Below are 21,810 nucleotides of genomic sequence, written 5' to 3' on the forward strand. Positions count from 1 at the left end.
GCTTCAGCCTCGAAGCAGCGCCTCGACGATGGCGCCGCTGTAGCGGCTGGCCACCTCATGCAGGAAGCGTGGGAAGTCCACGTGGGCCGCATCGTCGGCGCGGTCGGAAATGGTGCGCACCACGGCCAGAGGCACACCGTAGTCGTGGCAGACCTGCGCAAAGGCCGCGCCCTCCATTTCCACGGCCAATGCGGTGGGCAGATCCTCGCGCAATGCAGCGCTCTCCGCAGTGGTCGAAACAAAGCGGTCTCCGCTGAGCAGCAGGCCCAGGTGGCAGCGGGGCGATTGCAGGTCGAAGGTCCGCATCACTTCGTCGCCAAGCAGGGCCGGGAGGTCTTTCAACACCATGTCGCTGGCGCGAACGAGCTGGTCGGTGAGTGCGGCATCGGCATCGAACGTGGAGCGACCATAGCCCGGCACCTCGTGGCGCGGGAAGATGGGCGAAGCGTCCATGTCGTGTTGAAGGAACTGCCGCGCCACCACCACGTCGCCCACCCGCACGCCCGGTGCGAGGCCGCCTGCCACGCCGGTGAACACGATGCGCTGCACGCCGAAACGCTCGATGAGCGCCGTGGCGGTGGTGGCCGCAGCGACCTTGCCGATGCCCGAGAGCACGGCCACCACATCGTGACCATGCAGGTGACCACGCCAGAAGGTGCGTCCACCGAAAACCTGCTGCTGCTCATCGGGCATGAGCCCGAGCACTGTGGCCAGCTCTTCGCGCAGCGCGCTGACGAGTGCGGTGGGACCGGCCACTATTTTTTGTCGCGCAGTTCGCGCCGCAGGATCTTGCCCACCGGTGTCTTCGGTAGTTCGGTGCGAAATTCCACCACCTTGGGCTGCTTGTAGCCAGTGAGGTTGCTCTTGCAGTAGTCGCGCACCTGAGCCTCGGTCAGGGCCGGGTCCTTCTTCACGATGACCAGCTTGACCGCCTCGCCCGACTTGTCGTCAGGCACACCCACCACGGCGCACTCCATCACGCCGTCAAGCTGTGCCACCACGTCTTCCACCTCGTTGGGGTAGACGTTGAAGCCGCTCACCAGCACCATGTCCTTCTTGCGGTCCACGATCCTGAAGTAACCGCGCGCATCCATCACGCCCACGTCGCCGGTCTTGAAGAAACCATCGGCCGTCATGACCTTGGCGGTCTCGTCTGGGCGCTGCCAGTAGCCGGCCATGACCTGCGGCCCCTTGATGGCGATCTCACCCGGCTGGCCCTGCGGCACTTCCACACCGTCGTCGTCGAGGCACTTCATCCAGGTGTTGGGCAACGGCACGCCGATGGTGCCGCTGTATTCGGTGCTGGTGGTGGGATTGCAGCTGGCCGACGGGCTGGTTTCCGAAAGCCCATAGCCTTCGCAGATGGGGCAACCCGTTTTCTCCAGCCAGAGCTTGGCCACCGCGCTCTGCACGGCCATGCCGCCGCCCACCGAGACTTTGAGGTTGCGCCAGTTGACGGTGTTGAAGTCCGGGTGGTTGGCCAGGCCGTTGAACAGCGTATTGACGGCGGGGAAGCTGTGGAAGGTGTGCTTGCTCAGTTCCTTGAGCACCGCCGGCAGGTCGCGCGGATTGGGAATGAGGATGGTCTTGCCGCCCGTGCGCATGGACAGCATCATGTTCACCGTGAAAGCGAAGATGTGGTACAGCGGCAGCGCGCACACGCTGGTGGGCTGTTCGCCGGCCGGCACCTGCTTCATCACCGGGTTGTTCCAGGCCTCGGACTGCAACACATTGGCGATCACATTGCGGTGCTGCAGCACAGCCCCCTTGCTCACACCGGTGGTTCCACCGGTGTACTGCAGCACGGCCATGTCGTCGGGCTTGATCTGGGGGCGCTTGAGCGCACCGCGCGTGCCCTTGGCAATGGCGTCATTGAAGCGCACCGCCTGCGGCAGGTTGAAGGCGGGCACCATCTTCTTGACGTTGCGCACCACGTAGTTCACCAGCGCACCCTTGAGCAGGCCCAGCTGATCGCCCATCGCGGTGAGCACCACGTGCTTGACCGGTGTGTTGGCGATGCATTGCTCCAGCGTGTGGGCAAAGTTTTCGATGATCACGATGGCCTTGGCGCCAGCGTCCTTGAGCTGGTGCTCCAGCTCGCGCGGCGTGTACAGCGGGTTGACGTTGACCACGACCATGCCGGCGCGCAGGATGCCAGCCACCGCCACCGGGTACTGAGGCACGTTGGGCATCATGATCGCCACGCGATCGCCCTTGACCAGACCTTTGCCCTGCAGGTAGGCCGCGAATGCCTGCGAAAGGCTGTCGGTCTGCGCGAAGCTCACGTCCTTGCCCATGAAGCTGTAGGCGGTGCGGCCGGCGTGCTTCTGGAAGCTCTCTTCCATCAGATGAACAAGCGAGTCGTACTGGGCCACGTCGATGTCGGCCGGCACCCCTTCGGGGTAGGCGCTCAGCCAGGGACGTTGTGCCGTCGGGTCGGTCATTCCAGGTCTCCTCGTTTTCGTGTTGGCGCGATGCGTAAGGCGAAAGGGTTGGCTCGGGCACTAACGCCTCGCGTCCGCGATTCTGACAGGCCGCTTCCACCCCGGTCCGTCTCGATTGCAAAGCAAGTAGAAAGGGGTAGAAAAGCATGTGCAATCACTCAGTTGCAGTACCTCGCGAGTAGGTCAAATTTTCTCGACTTACTATTTTTCGCTCAACGCCAAGCGCTCTAGCGGCAGCGTAAACCACATCCAACATCCGCAAGTCATTGAGACGAACGCAATCGCCATCGCACTGAACGATGGGAAAGCAAATCCAAGAAAGGGATCTACCAAAAGCAGAATCCACCCCACGCCCCCCGCCGAATTTAGCGCAAGGATTGCATAGGTCACTACCAAGAAATAGACGGAGGAGCCAAAAACAAGCAGCAGCGACAACCAGTACTTTGGGCCTCGCTTTCGATGCATTCCGTGGATTCTGGAGACTGGAACCCACTCGCCATCGAACGGCGTTCCGCAATTCGCACAGTGAGCCGCGTGAGGTGATACGAACCTAGTGCAAACAGGACATCGCATCGTGCGTTGACTCCTTGGATGACAAGTTTTTTAGTGGTCCTTGATGGATGAGACCGAAACAGTGGAGCGCTGCTGTGAGCGACCCTCAGCACAGTTGCATGAAAAAAAACAGAATCAACCCATCGGACACTTGTCAAGCCAAGAGCCATTCCAGGAAAACTCGAGTAGGGCAACGGCGACTTGTTCATCACCGCCCCCATAGAGGTCAGGGCTACGCAGTGGCTACTCGATCGCCTTGGTCATGTCCTCGACGACCTTCTTCGCGTCGCCGAACACCATCATGGTCTTGTCCATGTAGAACAGCTCGTTGTCCAGGCCGGCATAGCCTGCGGCCATGCTGCGCTTGTTCACGATCACCGTCTTGGCCTTGTAGGCTTCCAGAATGGGCATGCCGTAGATGGCGCTGCCCTTTTGCAGCGCAGCCGGATTCACCACGTCGTTGGCGCCCAGGATGATCGCCACGTCGGCCTGGCCGAACTCGCCGTTGATGTCCTCCATCTCGAAGACCTGGTCGTACGGCACCTCGGCCTCGGCCAGCAGCACATTCATGTGCCCCGGCATGCGCCCGGCCACCGGGTGTATGGCGTACTTGACGGTGACACCCTTCTCGGTGAGCTTGTGCGCGAGTTCCTTCACGGCGTGCTGCGCACGCGCCACCGCCAGGCCATAGCCCGGCACGATCACCACCGTCTCGGCGTTGCCGAGCACGAAGGCCGCGTCGTCGGCGCTGCCGCTCTTCACGGGCCTTGCCTCGGCCTTCGCGCCACCGGCGGCGGCGGCATCGCCACCGAAACCGCCCAGGATGACGTTGAAGAAAGAGCGGTTCATGGCCTTGCACATGATGTAGCTCAGGATCGCGCCCGAGGAACCCACCAGCGAGCCCGCAATGATCAGCATGGAGTTGTTCAGGCTGAAGCCGATGCCCGCAGCCGCCCAGCCCGAATAGCTGTTGAGCATGGACACCACCACCGGCATGTCGGCACCGCCGATGGGGATGATGATCAGCACGCCGAGCAGGAAACCGAGCGCGATCACCAGCACGATGTCGATCCAGCTTTGCGAGTGCCAGAAGCCGAAGATGAAGAACACGGTGGCCAGGCCCAGCAGCAGGTTCAGCTTGTGCTGGCCGGCAAAGGTGACCGGCGCACCCTGGAACAGGCGGAACTTGTACTTGCCCGAGAGCTTGCCGAAAGCAATCACGGAACCGCTGAAGGTGACCGCGCCAATGAAAGCGCCCAGCGCGAGTTCGATGCGGTTGCCGCCCGGAATCGGATCACCCTTGGCCACGATGGCAAAGGCCCAGGGCTCGGCCACCACGGCCACGGCGATGCACACCGCCGCCAGGCCGATCATGCTGTGCATGAAGGCCACCAGCTCGGGCATCTTGGTCATCTCGACCCGGTTGGCCATGATCGCGCCAGTGGCGCCGCCCACCACAAGGCCACCCAGCACCCAGACCATGCCTTCGGCCTTGCCGCCAGAGAGCTCGACGATGAGCGCTGCGGTGGTGAGCACGGCAATGGCCATGCCGGTCATGCCGAAGACGTTGCCGCGAATGGAGGTGGTGGGATGCGAGAGGCCCTTCAAGGCCTGGATGAAACAGACGCTGGCAACGAGGTACAGCAGCGTGACGAGGTTCATGCTCATTTGGCAGCCCCTTCGGAGGCCGCCGGTGCTTTCCGTTCTTTCTTCTTGAACATCTCCAGCATGCGCCGTGTGACGAGGAAGCCGCCGAACACGTTGACCGCTGCCAGCGCCACGGCCAGCACGCCCATGGTCTTGCCCAGGTTGGTCTCAGTGAGCGCAGCGGCGAGCATGGCCCCCACGATCACGATCGCCGAGATGGCATTGGTCACCGCCATCAGCGGCGTGTGCAGAGCGGGGGTGACGTTCCACACCACGTGGTAGCCCACGTAGATGGCCAGCACGAAGATGATGAGGTTGAGAATGGTCGGGGATACGGCTTCCATGGGAATCTCCTCGCGTCAGGTTTTCTTGATCTCGTTGATGCGGTTGCCTTCGCCCAGCAGCACCACGCGGGGCTTCCAGCCAGGCACGGCGTCATCGTCCATAGGGGCATAGGTGCAGATGATCAGCAGGTCGCCCACATGCGCCTTGCGCGCGGCCGCTCCATTGAGCGAGATCGCACCTGAACCGCGGGCGGCCTTGATGATGTAGGTGGAGAAGCGTTCACCGTTGTTGACGTTGTAGAGCTCGATCTTTTCGTACTCGCGCATGTCGGCGGCATCCAGCAGGTCTTCGTCGATGCCACAGGAGCCTTCATAGTGCAGATCGGCCTCGGTCACGGTGGCGCGGTGCAGTTTCGCGCGCAGCATCACACGGCTCATTTGCGCTTCACCTCGCCGTTCTGCGTCATCAGGCAGGCCGCCACGATGTCGTCGTCCATCGGCACTTGCACCGCGGTCGCGTCTTTGGGTAGCACCAGCTTGAGGAAATCGAGCACGTTGCGCGCGTAAAGCGCCGAGGCGTCGGCACCCACCATGGCCGCCAGGTTGGTCTCGCCCACCAGGGTCACACCGTGCTTGACGACGGTCCTGTCGGCCTCGGTCAGTGGGCAGTTGCCCCCCACACCGCCGGCGCCCTTGCCGGCGGCGATGTCCACAATCACGCTGCCCGGCTTCATGGACTTGACCATGTCCTCGGTGACAAGAACGGGCGCGGCGCGCCCCGGGATGAGCGCGGTGGAGATGACCACATCGGCCAGCGCCACGCGCTTGGCGACCTCGGCCTTCTGGCGCTCCAGCCAGCTCGGCGGCATGGGCCGCGCATAGCCGCCGACGCCTTCGGCCGCCTCCTTTTCTTCCGCCGTTTCATAGGGCACGTCGATGAACTTGCCGCCCAGCGACTCGATCTGCTCCTTCACGCTCGGGCGCACGTCGGAAGCCTCGATCACCGCGCCCAGGCGCTTGGCAGTCGCAATGGCCTGCAGGCCCGCCACGCCCACGCCCAGGACCACCACGCGCGCGGCCTTGACCGTGCCCGCCGCCGTCATGAGCATGGGGAAGAAGCGCTGGTAGTGGTGGGCCGCCAGCATCACGGCCTTGTAGCCGGCAATGTTCGCCTGCGAGGACAGCACGTCCATGCTCTGCGCACGCGTGGTGCGCGGTGCGGCTTCCAGTGCGAAGGCGGTGAGGCCAGCACTGGCCATGCGCTGCAGGCCGGCGGCATCAAAAGGATTGAGCATGCCGACCACGGTCGCGCCGGATTGCATCAGGGCCAGCTCGTTGTCGAATGGCGTGCGCACCTTGAGCACCAGTTCGCAGCCCAGCGCGCCGGCAGCGTCGGTGATCTCGGCACCCACGGCCATGTAGGCGGAGTCGGGCGCGCTGGCGGCCACACCAGCGCCGCTCTGCACCCGCACCGTGTGGCCTTGCGCCACGTATTTCTTCGCCGTCTCTGGCGTGACCGCCACTCGGGTTTCGCCCACTGTCGTCTCAGCGGGAACGCCTATCAGCATGAGGGTCTCCTCACTCACGGGGTTGGAATGAAAGTCGGGGCGAGCTTACCTGAAACATGCCCGTCGGCCCATGGGGCAGCCGCCGGCACAGATAATGCGCCGATGGATACCCGATGGAAACCCAGCGTCACCGTGGCCGCCGTCATAGAGCGCGATGGGCGCTTCCTGCTGGTGGAGGAGCACACGCCCGAGGGCCTGCGCCTGAACAACCCGGCCGGCCACCTGGATCCCGGCGAAAGCCCTGCCGAGGGCGTGGCCCGCGAGGCACTGGAGGAAACCACCCACCTCTTCCGGCCCACCGCGCTGGTAGGCGTCTACCTCTCGCGCTTCCAGCGGGCGGCGAACGAGGGCCGGGCGGCAGAAGACGTGACCTACCTGCGCTTTGCCTTCTGCGGCGACCTGGGCGATGTGGTGGCGGGGCGCACGCTGGACACCGGCATCGTGCGCACCCTCTGGTTGACGCCCGATGAAGTCCGCGCCAGCGCCGCTCGCCACCGAAGCCCGCTGGTGCTGCGCTGCATGGAAGACCACCTGGCGGGGCAGCGCTTCCCGCTGGACCTGATACAGACCGATGCTTCGGTGCTGTCGGCGCGGGGGACCCCCGGATGAATGCAAACACCGACCAAGCCTTGCGCGTGCTGCCGCCCAACGACGCCTTGCGCGAGGAGCTGCACAACGAGGTGCATGCGCGCCCGTCTGCCCGCATCCGGCTGCCGGCGCTGGTGGTGTTTGTCGCCGTGCTCAACGAAGGCGTGAGCCGGGAGCAGGAATGCGAGCACCTGCGCCGCCTGCCTGGCCAGCAAGGGCTCACGCCCGAACAGATGCGCGGCAATTTCCTGCGGCTGCGTCTTGGTGAACACACCCTGAAGTGGGAGCGCCACACCGAGTTCACCCGCTACTCCATCGTGCAACCATTGCCCGAGGATGCTGGCCTGGGTGCGAGCGATCCGCGGTTGCAGGACGGCCTGGTCACACCATCAGGCTGGCTGGGCGAGATTCCCGGGCGCACCGTGGCGGCCATCCAGCTCGCGATGCTGCAGACCGAACTGCCCGAGGCCACGCCCGAGGCGCAAGCCCGGCTGATGGGGGCTGCACAGCGGTGGTTTGGCGGCCGCAACGTGGTGGCGTCTCAGCTCGGTGGCGGCCACTCCTGGGCGGTGACCGACTTCCATCTCCAGCCCTCAGGTTTCGAGCACCTGCTGGTGCTCACCCCACCCGGCACCAGCGACACACGCGCCGGACGCATCTCGCAACGCCTGCTGGAACTGGAAACCTACCGTCTCATGGCGCTGCGCGGCCTACCGGTCGCCAAGGCGCTCTCGCCCACGCTGGCGCAAGCCGAGGCGCAGCTCGCCGGCATCACCGCGCAGATGGAGAACAAGTCGGCTTCCGAACAGGCCTTGCTGGACCAGTTGATTTCGCTCGCAGCCGGCGTGGAGCGCGCCACCGCCGAGAACACCTACCGCTTCGGTGCCACGCGCGCCTACGACGCTCTCGTCACGCAACGCATCGCCGAGTTGCGCGAGAAGCCCATTCCAGGCACCCAGACCCTGGGCGAGTTCATGCAGCGCCGCCTGTCGCCGGCCATGGCCACGGTGGCGGCCAGCGCGCAGCGACTCACCTCACTGTCGGAACGCATCTCGCGAGCCAGCGCCTTGCTGCGCACGCGGGTGGACATCGTCACCGAAGCGCAGAACCAGCAACTGCTGGCCAAGCTCACGCGCGGCCAGGAATTGCAACTGCATTTGCAGACCACGGTGGAAGGCCTGTCCATCGCTGCCATCTCGTACTACGTGGTCAGCCTGCTGCTCTACCTGGCAAAGGCAGGCAAGGCAGCCGGGCTGCCCATCCATCCGGAAATCGCCGCCGGCGCCCTGATCCCGGTCGTGCTGTGGGTGGTGTGGCGCGCCACCCGGCGGATTCACGCCCGGCTGGGCGCATCGGCAGACAAGCCCTAGGAATCTGCGGCCTGGTTCAGGTCGGCGCGAAGCCGGTCTTCCTGGGCGCGGAGTTCGGGGGTGTAGGCCTCGCCGAAGTCCTCGGCCTCGAACATCGGACGGATCTCGATCTCGGAATCTTCGGGCATCGGGTTGGGACAGCGCTTCACCCATTGCACCGCGTCATCGAGGGACTTCACCTGCCAGATCCAGAAACCGGCCACCAGCTCCTGGGTCTGTGGAAACGGCCCGTCGATCACGGAGCGGCCGGGGCCTGAGAAGCGCACGCGTTTGCCGCGCACGCTGGGGTGCAGCCCGTCGCCGGACACCAGCACGCCCGCTTTCATGAGCTCCTCGTTGAACTCGCCCATGGCCGCCATGTCTTCGGTGCGAGGCATCAAGCCCGATTCAGACGATGGGGTGGCTTTCACGATCACCATCACACGCATCTCGTTTCTCCTTCAAGTGGGGAGCCGAACGACGATTCGCCGGCCCTGAAGACACGACGAACGGGCGGCGCAGAAATCGACCGACCGCGAACAGGCCCTAAGCCTGCAACAGCGCAGCAGTTCTGACGCCCTCACGCGGCGACTCGGCGCTGGTCGTGATCACGCCGCCGCCCAGGCAGACCTCACCGTCGTAGAGCACGGCGCTCTGCCCGGGCGTCACGGCCCATTGCAGGTCGGCGAACTCCAGCGCGAAGCCGGCAGCGCCCTGGGCGTGGAAGTGGCAGGGCGCGTCGGCCTGGCGGTAGCGCGTCTTGGCGGCCAGGTCCCCTGAATCGGGTGCGTGGCCGGCCACCCAGCTCGCGTCCTGGGCGCGCAGGTGCGGCGTGAGCAGCCAGGGGTGGTCGTGGCCCTGCACCACCCACAGGGTGTTTTTTTCGATGTCCTTGCGCGCCACGAACCAGGGCGCGTGGTCGTTGCCGCCCTTTTGCGCGCCCTTCTCGCGCACGCCACCAATGCCCAGTCCCTGGCGCTGACCGAGCGTGTAGAAGCTCAGGCCCACGTGCTGGCCCAGCACGCGACCCTTGGCATCCTTGATCGGGCCCGGCTCCTTCGCGATGTAGCGGTTGAGGAAATCGCGGAATGGTCGCTCGCCGATAAAACAGATGCCCGTGGAGTCCTTCTTCTTCGCATTGGGCAGGCCGATCTCGGCGGCGATGCGGCGCACCTCGGTCTTGGGCAGCTCACCCACCGGAAACAGGGTTCTGGACAGTTGCGCCTGGTTGAGCCGGTGCAGGAAATAGCTCTGATCCTTCAGCGGGTCCATGCCCTTGAGCAGCTCGAAAGCGCCGTGGCGCTCGCGCACGCGGGCGTAGTGGCCAGTGGCGATCTTCTCTGCGCCCAGGCGCATGGCGTGATCCAGGAAGGCCTTGAATTTGATCTCGGCATTGCAGAGGATGTCGGGATTGGGCGTGCGCCCCGCCTGGTATTCGCGCAGGAACTCGGCGAACACCCGGTCCTTGTATTCGGCCGCAAAATTCACGTGCTCGATGTCGATGCCCAGCACGTCGGCCACGCTGGCGGCGTCCAGAAAATCCTGCCGCGTCGAACAGTATTCGCTGTCGTCGTCATCTTCCCAGTTCTTCATGAAGATGCCGATGACTTCGTACCCCTGCTCCTTGAGCAGGTGCGCACTCACTGCGGAGTCCACGCCTCCGCTCAACCCGACCACCACGCGCTGTTTGCTTGCCATCGGGCGATTATCCCAGCGCCGTGCGGTTTACAGTGCGCCTCATGGGCTTTCACCACACGGTCGGCACGGAGCGATTCGCGTTCGCCGACCTGCGCACGCTGATGGCGTGCGCCTCGCCCCTGCGATCGGGCGACCAGCTCGCTGGCGTGGCCGCGCGCAACGCCCAGGAGCGCGTGGCAGCACAGATGGCGCTCGCCGATCTGCCGCTGACCCATTTCCTGACCGAGGCGGTGGTGCCCTACGAAGGCGACGAAGTCACGCGCCTGATCATGGACACGCACGACGCCGAAGCCTTCTCAGCGGTGGCGCACCTCACGGTGGGCGATTTCCGGAACTGGCTGCTGGGTGACGCAGCAGACACGGCCTCGCTCACCGCGCTCGCGCCTGGCCTCACACCCGAGATGGTGGCCGCAACGAGCAAGCTCTGCCGCGTGCAAGACCTGACCCTGATCGCGCGCAAGTGCCGCGTGGTCACGCGTTTTCGCAGCACGCTCGGCCTGCCCGGGCGGCTCGCCACACGGCTCCAGCCCAACCACCCGACCGACGACCTCGCCGGGATTGCGGCCAGCCTGCTCGATGGCCTGCTGCACGGCAGCGGCGATGCGGTGATCGGCATCAACCCGGCGACCGACAACGTGCCGCAGGTCATGCGCCTGCTGGCCATGCTCGACGAACTGATCGCCCACTACGGCATGCCTGCGCAGAGCTGTGTGCTCACCCACGTGACGAACACGCTGGCGGCGATGGGGCGCGGCGCGCCGGTGGATCTGGTGTTCCAGTCCATCGCTGGCACCGAAGCCGCCAACCGGAGTTTCGGCATCGACCTCGCGCTGCTGGCCGAGGCGCAGGCGGCCGCGCTTTCCCTGCGGCGCGGCACGGTGTTCGAAGACGACGGCGGGCGCGGCGAACATGTGATGTATTTCGAGACCGGCCAGGGCAGCGCGCTGTCGGCCGGCGCTCACCACGGCTGCGACCAGCAGACCACCGAAGCGCGCGCCTATGCGGTGGCCCGGCATTTCCAGCCGCTGCTGGTCAACACGGTGGTGGGCTTCATCGGGCCGGAGTACCTGTACGACGGCAAGCAGATCCTGCGCGCGGGCCTGGAAGACCATTTCTGCGGCAAGCTGCTGGGACTGCCCATGGGCTGCGATGTGTGCTTCACCAACCACGCCGAAGCCGATGCCGACGACATGGACGCCTTGCTCACGCTGCTGTGTACCGCAGGCGTCAACTTCATCATGGGCGTACCGGGCGCGGACGACATCATGCTCAACTACCAGAGCACCTCGTTTCACGATGCGCTGGCGATGCGCGAACTGCTCGATCTGCGGCCCGCGCCCGAGTTCGAGGCGTGGTTGCAGCGCATGGGCGTGACCGAGCCCGGCGAGCGCCTGCGGCTGTCCAGCGCCTTGCCAGCCGCCTTCGCACCCGCCATTGCGCGGTTGACAGCGCCATGAGCGAACCCGTGGTCCCCGCCACGTGGAGCGGCCTGCGGCGCTTCACGGATGCGCGCATCGCGCTCGGGCGTGCCGGGAACAGCCTGCCCACGGCGGCGCACCTGGCTTTTCAGCTCGCTCACGCCCAGGCGCGCGACGCCGTGCATCTGGCATTCGACCCCGCGGGCCTGGCCGTCGAGCTGCACACGCTGGGCCTGCAAACCATGCGCCTGCACAGTGCAGCTCCCGACCGTGCCACTTACCTCCAGCGACCCGACCTGGGGCGCCGACTGGCCGACGCCTCGCGCCAGTCGCTGTGTGGTTTGCCCCGACCCAAACCATCGCCCGACCTGGCCTTTGTGATCGCCGACGGCCTCTCGCCGCTGGCGGTGATGCGCCACGCCGCCACGCTGATGGCCGAACTGCTGTACCGTCTGCGGGCAGACCCTCGTCAGGACTGGCGCATTGCGCCGGTGGCCCTGGTGACCCAAGGCCGCGTGGCCATTGGCGATGAGATTGGCGAACGCCTGCAAGCGCGCACCGTGGTCGTGCTGATTGGCGAACGGCCTGGCTTGAGCTCGCCCGACAGCCTGGGCATCTATTTCACCTGGGCGCCGCGTGTGGGGCGCACGGATGCAGAACGCAACTGCATTTCCAACGTGCGCGATGCGGGCCTGACACCCGCGCGTGCCGCCGAGCGCCTGCACACCCTGCTGGCGCTGGCCCGTCAACGCGAGCAAAGTGGCATCGGCCTCAAGGACGAGACCGACGGCACATCGGATGCGCTGCCGCCAGCGTGACGAGGCGCGTTACCTCTGTTCACATTGGTCACAACCCGGCTTAAGGTTCACTTCAAGCTGGGACGCTGCAATGCCTTCGCCCGCAACCTTTCGCGGGTTTCATTGCAAAGGAACCTTCTCGTGAAATCCCTCGTTCTCTCCACCTGTCTGATCGCAGCCGTCGGCACCGCCATGGCGTCTCCCACCTGCACCGCACCCAGGGAAGGCTGGAAACCGGAAGCCGCCTTCAAGAAGGACCTTGAAGCGCAGGGCTACCGCATCAAGAACTTCAAGGTCACCAAAGGCAACTGCTACGAAATCTACGGTACCGACAAGGCGGGCAAGAAGGTCGAGATCTACTTCGACCCGGTCAGCGGCAAGGCGCTGGAACAAAAGTGAACGCCGGCGCCGTCACCGAATCGCAGCGGGTCTGGGATCCGCTGGTGCGGGTTTTTCACTGGTCGCTGGTGACCTGCGTGCTGCTCAACCTCTTCGTGATCGACGACGACGAGGCTCTGCACCAATGGCTGGGCTACGCGGCCTCAGCATGGGTGGGCGTGCGCGTGCTGTGGGGCTTCGTCGGGCCGCGGCATGCGCGCTTTGCCGACTTCTTCCCCACGCCAGCCCGGCTCGCACGGCACGTGCGCGCGCTGTTGCGCGGGGAGCCCGAGCATCACTGGGGCCACAACCCGCTGGGAGGCCTGATGGTGCTGGGTTTGATGGCGATGGTGCTGTGCCTGGGCCTGACCGGCTGGATGCAGACCACCGACACCTTCTGGGGTGTGAACTGGGTGGAAGAACTGCACGAAGGGCTGGCCGACTGGTTGTTGCCGATGGTCGGACTGCACGCGGCAGCGGCATGGGTGATGGGCCGCATCGAACGCACGCGACTCGTCAAGGCGATGGTGACCGGCACGAAAGAGCGCTACTGAGCCAGCGGCACACGCATGGCACACTGCGGCCATGTCCGTTCGTGTCGATCCCGCCGAGGTGGAGTTCACTGCCATCCGCGCCCAGGGCGCGGGTGGCCAGAACGTGAACAAGGTCTCCAACGCGGTTCACCTTCGCTTTGCCATCCACGGCTCGTCGCTGCCAGAGGCGGTGCGTGCCCGCCTGCTGGCCTTGAGCGACCAGCGCATCACCACCGAGGGCGTGGTCGTGATCAAGGCGCAGTCCAGCCGCAGCCTCGAACAGAACAAGGCCGATGCCCTGGAGCGCCTTCAGGCGATGGTGGACAGCGTGGCGGCCCCGCCCAAGGCGCGCAAGCAGACCCAACCCAGCTTCGGCTCAAAGCAGCGGCGGCTGGAAGGCAAGGCCACGCGTTCGCAGGTGAAGCAATTGCGCGGCAGCGTGCGCCATCTGGATGGATAGCCCCAGGTTTTGCGTGCTTAAGGTCTTTTTACGATTCCTTTAAGCGCTATTTAGCGGCGAAGCTGCGCCTGGATTCCTAGACTTCTCTTCATGGCAGGCGGCGCATGGGGCGCAGCCGCCAACCCCGAGACAGGCGGGTCCGGCCCGCTCAAGAAGGAATCCTCACCATGCAATCTCATGCCCTGGAAATCGCCCATGTCGCCGCCGCTGCTCGCGCCGGACAGGGCCGGTTCAACCTCTACGCCGACATCCACAAAGCGCTGCGCGCCTTCATGTCCGACGCACTCAAAGCCCTGGGTCAGACCGACCCCGACGATGCCGAGGATCTTGCGCGCACCGTGGCCTTTGTCGACGAGTTGCTGGTGCTTTGCGCGTCGCACGTGGCACATGAGAACAACTTCGTGCATCCGGCTCTCGAAGCCCGCTGTCCCGGCGTGTGTGCCGAGGTGGCGCAAGATCACGTGGGCCACCTGCACCACATCGCCCATCTGCGGGACGCCACCCAGGGCCTGCTGGCCTGCCCTGCCGAGGAACGTGAGACCGCGTTGCGGGCGCTGTATCTGACGCTGTCACTGTTCGTTGCGGACAATTTCCGGCACATGCACGTCGAGGAGACCGTGCACAACGGCGCCCTCTGGAACGCCTATACAGACCTGGAACTCCTTGCGGTGCACGAAGCGCTGGTGACATCCATCGCGCCGGCAGAAATGATGCTGGTGGCTCGCTGGATGGTGCCTCATCTGAACGCTCAGGAACGCCTGGCCATGCTGGGCGGCATGCGCCAGGGCGCGCCCGCCGATGCATTCCAGGCGGTGCTGGACACGGTGCGCCCGCATCTGAACGATCGGGACTGGGCCAAGCTTGCACGCGGGCTGGCCATACCAGCCACGCCGGGTCTTGCCACCGCCTGATCGGCACGCTCAGGTCGCCACGTCCTCCAGCACCACCGCGGCCGACGCCTCGAAACGAAAGCAGCCGCGCCCGGTTTTCTGGATGCGCAACTGCGGACACTGTTCGCCCAGGCGGCGGTGCAGCAGCAGGAGGCGTGCTTCGAGGTTGTCGGCCACGTCGGGCAGGCGCAAGGCGGGGTCCAGCCGCAGTTCCCGGTTGGTGAATTCGCTGCGGCCGAGCCGCTGGCGGTCCTGCAGCAGTTTCCAGAGGATGGCACCGGCCACGCCTTTGATGAGGTAGGTGTCGTTGACAAATACGCTGTGGTTGCTCCGGTAGTGGCGCACGCGCAGCGCAGGCCCGCCCTTGTGCGGCACTGGCGCTGGATCTGTCCGGGGCGGGGCCAGCACCGGGGGATCGGCGCTTTCCTGCATCAGGTCGATGGCGGCGGCCAGTTGCCCCGCCAGCGTGACCAGCAGGTCTTCGTCTTCGTAGCCGAACCGCATGTCCTGCGGGCTCTCCACAAACAGCACGCCCATCAACTGGCCGCCCGAGAGCAAGGGCACGGCGAGCTGGCTGTGGGGTTCGCTCAGGCCGGGATAGGGAATGTCGGTGCCCGGCAATGAGACCGCGCCGCCGGGCAGGCTTTCGCGCATGGCGCGGCTGTAGAGATAGGCGCTGGTCATGTGCATGATGCGCACCGGTGTGCGCTCGCGCGCAGCCACCCCGATGACCCCATCGCCCAGCGCGATCTCCGAGCCCACGCCCGACCACGGGTAGCCCCGGCTGGCCACGGTGTACAGGCGTTGGGTGGCGGGATCCAGAATGAGCAGCATCGCGTGGTCGATGCCCAGGTCCTCGCCCAGGGTGTTCATGGTCTCGTCCAGCAAGGCGCCCAGCGAGTCGCATTGGGCCAGCCGCACACTGCCGCGACGCAGCACGCCCAGCATGCTGCAGCGTGCGGGCGGGTCTGGCAGCGGGTCGCCTTCCACCCGCTCCACCTCCATCACCTCGTGGATGTCCGAGCCGAGCAGCCGGAAGATGCCGCTCATGCCGCTGTGCGACGCGATGCTGGCCAGTTGTGCCTTCATGCTCTCGAACACCGCGCCGGATTCCTCGGTCCGCAGGTAGCGCAGGTGCAGGCGGTAGAAGCGCGCGGTCAACGGGTGGAGCAACAGCACGGTGGAGCGCGGGTTGGCCATGAGGTTCTGGCGCGTCTTGTTGAAGAACTGGAACGACAGCGCCACATGCCGGTCGTCCACAAAGAACACCTGCGATATGTAGGCCACGTTGGGCGTGCCGTCGAGCGCGCAGGTGGCCATGATGGCGGGGATGACGCCCTCCAGGCACGGGCGTACTTCGACCAGATCAACCGTGTTCACGAAGCCCTCGCGATCGGTTGGCCGGCGCGCGGGCCCGGCGTCTGGTCGAAGGCTTCTTCGGGTGCAAACTCGATCGCCACCACGTCTTCGAGCCGATGCGCCAGCATGGCAGCGACCAGGGCTGGACCGATGCCGATCTTGCCGAGCTCGACCGTCATCGAGCCCAGGTACCGCTCCAGGGCAGGCGTGTCCGACGCCTCAGCCTCCCTGATTCGCACGCCACGCGCCTTGAGCTGCACCGTGCGGTGCGTGCTGGGTTCGCTGAAAACCACCGCCAGCCGGTTGGTGGCCGCCACGTTGCGCAGCAGTTGCACCGACTGTGACCGGTTGAGGTAGACCGTGATGCGTTCGCCCGCCCCATGCACCTGGCTGCCAACGGCGCGCATCACGCTGGGCACCAGGTCGCGGTCGGCAGCGCTCACGATCACCGACACGCCCCGCACCATCATGGCCAGGAAGTCGGCGGGCAGAGGAGACGGGGTTCGGGGTGGGGCCACGGTGGGTGAGGCAAATCGCCGGGGAATCATAGCCAGCGACCCGATTTCGGCCAAGAGAGCATCGTGCCACATCCACCCCATTTTTTCGCACGATTGTGCTAAAGTCCGCCGCATGGACGCCAAAACCCAGAAAAGCGAGATGACCCGCGTCGCCATTGTTGGCGCGGCGCTGGATCTGGCTGCGTCAGAAGGACTGGAAGCGATCACGCTTCAAGCGGTGGCGGACCGCATTGGCGTGTCCAAGAGCGGCGTGTTTTCTCGCGTGGGTTCGCGCGAAGCCTTGCAGAAGGCCGTGATCGAGGAGTTTGGCCGCCGCTTCATTGCCGACGTGTTTGTGCCGGCCATGCAGGTGCCCAAGGGTCTGCCGCGCCTGAGCGACATCGTGCGGCGCTGGCTGGCCCGGTTGCGGGAGGTGGAGGCCCACACCGGTTGTCTCTACACCTCGGGCGCCTTCGAACTGGACGACCGCGAGGGTGAATTGCGCGAATTGCTGCTGGGTGAGGTCACCCGGTGGCGTGCGGCGTTGCGCCGCACGGTGCTGCAGGCCATCGAGGCCGGCCACCTTCAGCCCGATACCGATCCCGAACAGCTGGTGGGCGAGATCTGCAGCCTGATGATCGGGTTGGTCCACGACGTCCGCTTCCTGCGCGACCCGAGAGCCGCCGAACGGGCCGAAGCCACCTGGACGCGCCTGGTCCGGACCTACGAGACCTGAGCACGCCTTCGTTTTTTTGCCACAATTTCGCACGATTGTGCGATTAATGGAGAAACCCATGAGCACCGTTCCCTTGCAGACCGCCTCCAACTACTACCAGGCCAGCGTGGGCACGCGCTGGCTGAGGTGGGCACTGGGCCTGTCCGAACGCCTTTGGCCCGCGCTGGCGGTGCGCGGCGCCTACCGGTTGTTTGGTACGCCGCTGCCACCCAAGTGGCTGCACCGCCGTTCCACGGCGCTGGCCGGCTGGCAGGCCACTCCGTGGGCCTTCGAGCAGGCCAGCATCACGCTGTACCAGCCGCCACCCGCGCCGCATGGGCCGGTGGTGCTGCTGTTTCACGGCTGGGGGGGTCACGCCGCGCAGATGTTGCCACTGGCCGAGGCCCTGGCGGCCCAGGGGCTGCGCCCGATGCTGGTGGACCTGCCGGCGCATGGCAAGAGCCTGGGCGGCACCAGCAACCTGCCGCAGTTTGCCCGTGCCATCGAGTACCTCACGGCTCGCCTGCACCAACAGGGACACGACGTGGGCACGGTGGTGGCGCACTCGCTGGCAGCGAATGCCCTGGCCTTTGCGGCCGCGCGAGGTCTGCCGGTGAAACGGCTGGTGCTGCTGGCACCGCCTGCCTCCCCGCACGAATACACGCGCCTGTTCGCCCATGTGTTCGGCCTGAGCGAACGCACGCGCACCCGCATGCAGCAGCGGGTGGAAGCGCGCGAAGGCATCCTGATGCGGCAGTTCGAACCCGAATCGGTGGGGCCGCGCGTGTCGGCGGCCACCCTGATCGTGCACGACCGGGAAGACCGCATCAACCGTTTCGCCGACGCCGAGACCTACCGCAATGCCATCCCGGGTGCGCGCTTGCTCGAAACCTGTGGCCTGGGCCACACCCGGCTGCTGCGCGACGAGCAGGTGCTGGCGGCGGTGGTCGCACACGCGCGGGCTTGAGCGTCCGCACTCACTTCATGGCCTCGCTGGGCGCGCGGCTGTGTTCGTTGTTGGTGTTCACCAGCAGGCGCAGCAGCTTCATGAATTCACCGCGCTGACGCTCGCTCAGAGGCCCCAGGATCTGGTCTTGCGCGCGCAGCATCGCGGGCACCGCGTCGGTCAACAGGCGCTGGCCGGTGTCCGTCAGCATGAGCTGGCGGGCGCGCCGGTCTTCAGGTGAAGTCCTTCGCTCCAGCCAGCCGCGCGCTTCCAGCCGGTCGACCACGCCGCCCGTGGTGGAGGTGTCCAGCGCGATGGCGCGTGCCAGCGTGCGCTGGTCGATGCCAGGATGGTTGCCCACGGTCTGCAAGGCCGCGTATTGCACGGGGGTAATCCCCAGCTCGCCCAGTTCCTGGAGAAAGATGCCCACCGAGATCTGGTGCAGGCGCCGGATGTTGTGGCCTGGCTGGTCGTCGATGTCGACGGCGGGAGGTGGGCTGCGCTTCATGAGGTGCAATTATCGGGAAGTCTGGTGCTGACAGGGGCTTGCAGAACACACGGCACCACATTTACAATCAGTGTACTGATCATTAGTATGCGACCTATAAACCAGGAGACAGGCATGAACACGACCCTTCCAGATCTTCCCGTGCTCGTGGCCGGTGGCGGCATCGGTGGCCTGGCGGCGGCCCTGGCCCTGGTGCGCCAGGGTTTTCGCGTCAAGGTGCTGGAACAGTCGCCCGCCATCGGCGAGATCGGGGCCGGCATGCAACTCGGCCCCAACGCCTTTCACGCCTTCGACGCGCTGGGCGTAGGCGAACAGGCTCGCAAGCGCGCCGTGTACACCGACTTCATGGTGATGCACGACGCCCTGGACGAATACCAGGTCGGCAAAATCCCCACCGGCGAGGCATTCCGCCAGCGCTTTGGCAATCCCTATGCGGTGATCCACCGCGCCGATGCCCACCTCTCTCTGCTCGAAGGCGCGCAGGCGAGTGGCCGGGTGGCGTTTCTGACCTCCACCCGGGTGGAACGCATCGAGCAGGACGCACAGGGTGTGACCGCGCACGACCAGCAAGGCAACACCCACCGGGGCCTGGCCTTGATCGGTGCGGACGGTGTGAAGTCGGTGGTGCGCCAACAGTACGTGGGCGACGAGGCGCGCGTGACAGGCCATGTGGTCTACCGCGCCGTGGTCGACAAGGCGGATTTTCCGGAAGATCTTCAGTGGAACGCAGCCAGCATCTGGGTCGGCCCGAACTGCCACCTGGTGCACTACCCACTGCGCGGCGGCGAACAGTACAACGTGGTGGTGACCTTCCACAGCCGCCAGAAGGAAGCATGGGGGGTGACCGAGGGGAGCAAGGAGGAGGTGCAGAGTTACTTCCAGGGCATCTGCCCCAGGGCGCGCCAGCTCATCGACCTGCCCAAAAGCTGGAAGCGCTGGGCCACTGCCGACCGCGAACCCATTGGCCAGTGGAGCTACGCCCGGGTCACGCTGCTGGGCGACGCGGCCCATCCGACCACGCAGTACATGGCCCAAGGCGCGTGCATGGCCATTGAGGATGCCGTGACGCTGGGCGAGGCGCTGCGTGCCAACGCCAACAACTTCGAGAAAGCCTTTGATCTCTACCAGCGCTCGCGTGTGGCGCGCACGGCGCGCATCGTGCTGAGTTCGCGGGAGATGGGCCGCATCTACCACGCCCAGGGTGTGGAACGCCTGGTGCGCAACGACCTCTGGCGCGGCCGACCAGCCGAGCGCTTCTATGACGCCATGGAATGGCTCTACGGCTGGAACGTCGAGAACTGCCTGGCCCCCCATTGAAGGAATTCCCATGACCGATCTCGGACGACTCGAAGACCTGCCCGCCGATTACGTGGCCGAACTGCGCGCGCACAACCTGGTGCCCCTGTGGCCAAGCCTGCGCGGCGTGCTGCCACCGAAGATCCCCACGCGCCAGACACAGGCGACGCACTGGCCCTACCAGACCATCAAGCCCTTGCTGCTCAGAGCGGGCGAGCTCACACCCATCGAGAAGGCGGAACGCCGCGTGCTGGTGCTGGCCAACCCTGGCCACACGCTGGAGAAGATGCAGGCCAGCGCGGCCATGTACCTGGGCATGCAGTTGCTGCTGCCGGGCGAGTGGGCGCCCAGCCACCGCCACACGCCCAACGCGGTGCGCATGGTGGTGGAAGGCGAAGGCGCCTGGACCACTGTGGATGGGGAGAAGTGCCCCATGCAGCGCGGCGACCTGATCCTCACACCCACCGGCCTGTGGCACGAGCATGGTCACGACGGAACCGACCCGGTGATCTGGCTCGATGTGCTGGACCTGCCGCTGGCCTACCACCTGGAGGTGAGCTACCACCTCAACGGCTCGCGCCAGGACGTCATCCCCGGCCGGGGCGACCGGGCCTATGCACGTGGGGGCGTGGTGCCCACCCCTGTGTTCGGCCGCAGCGGCAAGCGCTACCCCATGTTGCGCTATCCATGGGCCGATGCGAGGGCCGCATTGATCGCGCTCGCCAGCGATCGTCCCGAACTTGACGCCGTGCAGGTGACCTACGTGAACCCCGAAACCGGCGAGGATGCGGAAAACATCCTGGGCTTCCACGCGCTCATGCTGCGACCAGGGCAGTCCTTGAAACTCCCTGCCCGCTCGCCCGCCGTGGTGTTCCACGCCATCGAAGGCCGCGCTCGCATGGCCACCGACGCGCAAGCCTTCGACCTCGCCGAGGCCGACACCTGCTGCATTCCCGGCTACACCGCGATCACCCTCACCAACACATCCGCCGACACGCCCGCATTTTTCTTCGTGGCCGACGAGTCGCCACTGCACCGCAAGCTCGGCGTGTACGAAGTGCGCCCTGACAACCAGCCCCACATGCCATGACCACCTATCTCTTTCCCCCCGGCCCCACTCCCGCCCTGCCCGTGCGGGGCCGCAGCGAGCTGTTTCCCATCCACCGCCTGTTCTTCGTGGGCCGCAACTACCACGCACACGCCGTGGAGATGGGCAGGCCGGTCGACAAATCCGTCGAGCGGCCGTTCTACTTCACCAAGGCGCCGCAGACGCTCACGCTCTCGGGCGAGACCACGCCCTACCCGAGCGAGACCGGCAACTACCACTTCGAGATGGAACTGGTCGTGGCCATTGGCAAGCCGGGCTTTCGAGTGAAAGCCGAAGATGCGCACGAACTCGTCTACGGCTACGCCAGTGGCCTGGACATGACGCGGCGCGACCTGCAACTGGTGGCGCGCGACAAGGGCCGCCCCTGGGACCTGGGCAAGGACGTGGAGGACAGTTCCGTGTGCAGCGAGATCGTGCCCATGCCCGGGGTGGTGATCGAGCGCGGCGCCATCGAACTCTCGGTCAACGGCGAGGTGAAGCAGAAGTCCGACGTGGACAAGCTGATCTGGAACGTCCGCGAAATCGTCGCTGACCTCTCGCTCTTCTACCACCTGCAGCCAGGCGACCTGATCTACACCGGCACACCCGAGGGCGTGGGCGCGGTGCTACCGGGCGACCGCATCGCAGGGCGCGTGGAAGGCGTGGGCGAAGTCGCGCTGACCGTCGGACCGCCGGCCTGAAACCCGAGGGACCTGGAGTTCGGTGGCGTCATCGGGCAGCTCGATACCGGCGAAGACGAACAGCAGGCGCTGCGACAGGGAGCGCAACTCCGTGT

The 21,810-nt window shown here is 65.8% G+C and carries 24 protein-coding genes; 13 read left to right on the forward strand and 11 right to left on the reverse strand.

The annotated features are described in order from the left end of the window. Positions 1-3: 3 nt before the first annotated feature. The 6 genes from AB7F11_RS06165 to AB7F11_RS06190 all read right to left on the reverse strand — a co-directional run bounded on the left by AB7F11_RS06165 (position 4) and on the right by AB7F11_RS06190 (position 6,495). Positions 4-756: a 5'-methylthioadenosine/adenosylhomocysteine nucleosidase gene (locus AB7F11_RS06165; protein WP_428291051.1), complete on the reverse strand. Its 753-nt coding sequence runs from the start codon at positions 754-756 to the stop codon at positions 4-6. Then, complete coding sequence (locus tag AB7F11_RS06170; protein ID WP_428291050.1) at positions 756-2,444, reverse strand: long-chain-fatty-acid--CoA ligase; 1,689 nt, start codon at positions 2,442-2,444, stop codon at positions 756-758. The genes AB7F11_RS06165 and AB7F11_RS06170 overlap by 1 nt, the downstream gene beginning before the upstream one ends. 795 nt (positions 2,445-3,239) lie before the next feature. After that, positions 3,240-4,664 (reverse strand): NAD(P)(+) transhydrogenase (Re/Si-specific) subunit beta, encoded by a 1,425-nt coding sequence (locus tag AB7F11_RS06175; protein ID WP_428291049.1) that lies wholly within the window; start codon positions 4,662-4,664, stop codon positions 3,240-3,242. After that, positions 4,661-4,987 (reverse strand): NAD(P) transhydrogenase subunit alpha, encoded by a 327-nt coding sequence (locus AB7F11_RS06180; protein ID WP_086125749.1) that lies wholly within the window; start codon positions 4,985-4,987, stop codon positions 4,661-4,663. The genes AB7F11_RS06175 and AB7F11_RS06180 overlap by 4 nt, the downstream gene beginning before the upstream one ends. 15 nt (positions 4,988-5,002) lie before the next feature. Further along, a complete protein-coding gene (gene panD / locus AB7F11_RS06185; RefSeq protein ID WP_428291048.1) occupies positions 5,003-5,365 on the reverse strand; it encodes an aspartate 1-decarboxylase in 363 nt (120 codons plus the stop codon). Then, positions 5,362-6,495: an NAD(P) transhydrogenase subunit alpha gene (locus AB7F11_RS06190; RefSeq protein WP_428291047.1), complete on the reverse strand. Its 1,134-nt coding sequence runs from the start codon at positions 6,493-6,495 to the stop codon at positions 5,362-5,364. The genes panD and AB7F11_RS06190 overlap by 4 nt, the downstream gene beginning before the upstream one ends. A 102-nt stretch (positions 6,496-6,597) precedes the next feature. Here AB7F11_RS06190 and AB7F11_RS06195 point away from each other — a divergent pair, with 102 nt between their 5' ends. Continuing rightward, positions 6,598-7,104, forward strand: a complete 507-nt coding sequence (locus AB7F11_RS06195; RefSeq protein ID WP_428291046.1) for an NUDIX hydrolase — start codon at positions 6,598-6,600, stop codon at positions 7,102-7,104. Continuing rightward, positions 7,101-8,453, forward strand: a complete 1,353-nt coding sequence (locus tag AB7F11_RS06200) for a DUF3422 family protein (RefSeq protein WP_428291045.1) — start codon at positions 7,101-7,103, stop codon at positions 8,451-8,453. Before AB7F11_RS06195 ends, AB7F11_RS06200 begins: the two co-directional genes overlap by 4 nt. On the opposite strand, the gene AB7F11_RS06205 is transcribed toward AB7F11_RS06200, so the two are convergent. Then, positions 8,450-8,881, reverse strand: a complete 432-nt coding sequence (locus tag AB7F11_RS06205; protein ID WP_428291044.1) for a YciI family protein — start codon at positions 8,879-8,881, stop codon at positions 8,450-8,452. The genes AB7F11_RS06200 and AB7F11_RS06205 overlap by 4 nt on opposite strands. Positions 8,882-8,978: 97 nt before the next feature. Beyond that, positions 8,979-10,130 carry a tRNA 2-thiouridine(34) synthase MnmA gene (mnmA, locus tag AB7F11_RS06210; protein ID WP_428291043.1) on the reverse strand — a complete coding sequence of 384 codons (1,152 nt, stop codon included), beginning with the start codon at positions 10,128-10,130 and terminating at the stop codon, positions 8,979-8,981. 41 nt (positions 10,131-10,171) lie between these two features. Here mnmA and AB7F11_RS06215 point away from each other — a divergent pair, with 41 nt between their 5' ends. The 6 genes from AB7F11_RS06215 (at position 10,172) to AB7F11_RS06240 (ending at position 14,627) form a co-directional block, all read left to right on the forward strand. Then, positions 10,172-11,587 (forward strand): ethanolamine ammonia-lyase subunit EutB, encoded by a 1,416-nt coding sequence (locus tag AB7F11_RS06215; protein ID WP_428291042.1) that lies wholly within the window; start codon positions 10,172-10,174, stop codon positions 11,585-11,587. Continuing rightward, complete coding sequence (gene eutC, locus AB7F11_RS06220) at positions 11,584-12,366, forward strand: ethanolamine ammonia-lyase subunit EutC (protein ID WP_428291041.1); 783 nt, start codon at positions 11,584-11,586, stop codon at positions 12,364-12,366. The genes AB7F11_RS06215 and eutC overlap by 4 nt, the downstream gene beginning before the upstream one ends. Before the next feature lie 171 nt (positions 12,367-12,537). Further along, positions 12,538-12,744 (forward strand): PepSY domain-containing protein, encoded by a 207-nt coding sequence (locus AB7F11_RS06225; RefSeq protein WP_428291062.1) that lies wholly within the window; start codon positions 12,538-12,540, stop codon positions 12,742-12,744. Next, a complete protein-coding gene (locus AB7F11_RS06230; protein WP_428291040.1) occupies positions 12,741-13,277 on the forward strand; it encodes a cytochrome b/b6 domain-containing protein in 537 nt (178 codons plus the stop codon). Before AB7F11_RS06225 ends, AB7F11_RS06230 begins: the two co-directional genes overlap by 4 nt. Before the next feature lie 31 nt (positions 13,278-13,308). After that, positions 13,309-13,716 (forward strand): alternative ribosome rescue aminoacyl-tRNA hydrolase ArfB, encoded by a 408-nt coding sequence (gene arfB / locus AB7F11_RS06235; RefSeq protein ID WP_428291039.1) that lies wholly within the window; start codon positions 13,309-13,311, stop codon positions 13,714-13,716. 167 nt (positions 13,717-13,883) lie between these two features. Next, positions 13,884-14,627 (forward strand): hemerythrin domain-containing protein, encoded by a 744-nt coding sequence (locus AB7F11_RS06240; RefSeq protein ID WP_428291038.1) that lies wholly within the window; start codon positions 13,884-13,886, stop codon positions 14,625-14,627. Between the two features lie 9 nt (positions 14,628-14,636). Here the strand turns inward: AB7F11_RS06240 and AB7F11_RS06245 are convergent, their stop codons facing one another. Further along, complete coding sequence (locus AB7F11_RS06245; protein ID WP_428291037.1) at positions 14,637-15,986, reverse strand: GAF domain-containing protein; 1,350 nt, start codon at positions 15,984-15,986, stop codon at positions 14,637-14,639. Beyond that, positions 15,983-16,483, reverse strand: a complete 501-nt coding sequence (locus AB7F11_RS06250; RefSeq protein WP_428291036.1) for a pyridoxamine 5'-phosphate oxidase family protein — start codon at positions 16,481-16,483, stop codon at positions 15,983-15,985. Before AB7F11_RS06250 ends, AB7F11_RS06245 begins: the two co-directional genes overlap by 4 nt. 112 nt (positions 16,484-16,595) lie before the next feature. Here AB7F11_RS06250 and AB7F11_RS06255 point away from each other — a divergent pair, with 112 nt between their 5' ends. Together AB7F11_RS06255 and AB7F11_RS06260 are read left to right on the forward strand one after the other, a co-directional pair. After that, the gene (locus AB7F11_RS06255) at positions 16,596-17,198 is read left to right on the forward strand and encodes a TetR/AcrR family transcriptional regulator (protein WP_428291035.1); all 603 of its coding nucleotides are present in this window, start codon (positions 16,596-16,598) and stop codon (positions 17,196-17,198) included. 58 nt (positions 17,199-17,256) lie between these two features. Beyond that, a complete protein-coding gene (locus AB7F11_RS06260; protein ID WP_428299896.1) occupies positions 17,257-18,144 on the forward strand; it encodes an alpha/beta fold hydrolase in 888 nt (295 codons plus the stop codon). A gap of 10 nt (positions 18,145-18,154) precedes the next feature. Here the strand turns inward: AB7F11_RS06260 and AB7F11_RS06265 are convergent, their stop codons facing one another. Beyond that, positions 18,155-18,631, reverse strand: coding sequence for a MarR family winged helix-turn-helix transcriptional regulator (locus tag AB7F11_RS06265; RefSeq protein WP_428290841.1), 477 nt, complete (start codon positions 18,629-18,631; stop codon positions 18,155-18,157). Positions 18,632-18,745: 114 nt separating this feature from the next. On the opposite strand from AB7F11_RS06265, the gene AB7F11_RS06270 reads away from it, so the two are divergent. The 3 genes from AB7F11_RS06270 to AB7F11_RS06280 are packed head-to-tail and all read left to right on the forward strand — an operon-like array spanning position 18,746 to position 21,715. Then, positions 18,746-19,948, forward strand: coding sequence for a 3-hydroxybenzoate 6-monooxygenase (locus AB7F11_RS06270; protein WP_428299895.1), 1,203 nt, complete (start codon positions 18,746-18,748; stop codon positions 19,946-19,948). A 10-nt stretch (positions 19,949-19,958) separates the two neighbouring features. Next, on the forward strand, positions 19,959-21,017 hold the full coding sequence (locus tag AB7F11_RS06275) for a cupin domain-containing protein (protein ID WP_428290843.1): 1,059 nt from the start codon (positions 19,959-19,961) through the stop codon (positions 21,015-21,017). Further along, complete coding sequence (locus tag AB7F11_RS06280; protein ID WP_428290844.1) at positions 21,014-21,715, forward strand: fumarylacetoacetate hydrolase family protein; 702 nt, start codon at positions 21,014-21,016, stop codon at positions 21,713-21,715. The genes AB7F11_RS06275 and AB7F11_RS06280 overlap by 4 nt, the downstream gene beginning before the upstream one ends. Positions 21,716-21,810: the final 95 nt, after the last annotated feature.

Source organism: Hydrogenophaga sp. (assembly GCF_050250835.1).
Classification (GTDB): Bacteria; Pseudomonadota; Gammaproteobacteria; order Burkholderiales; family Burkholderiaceae_C; genus Hydrogenophaga.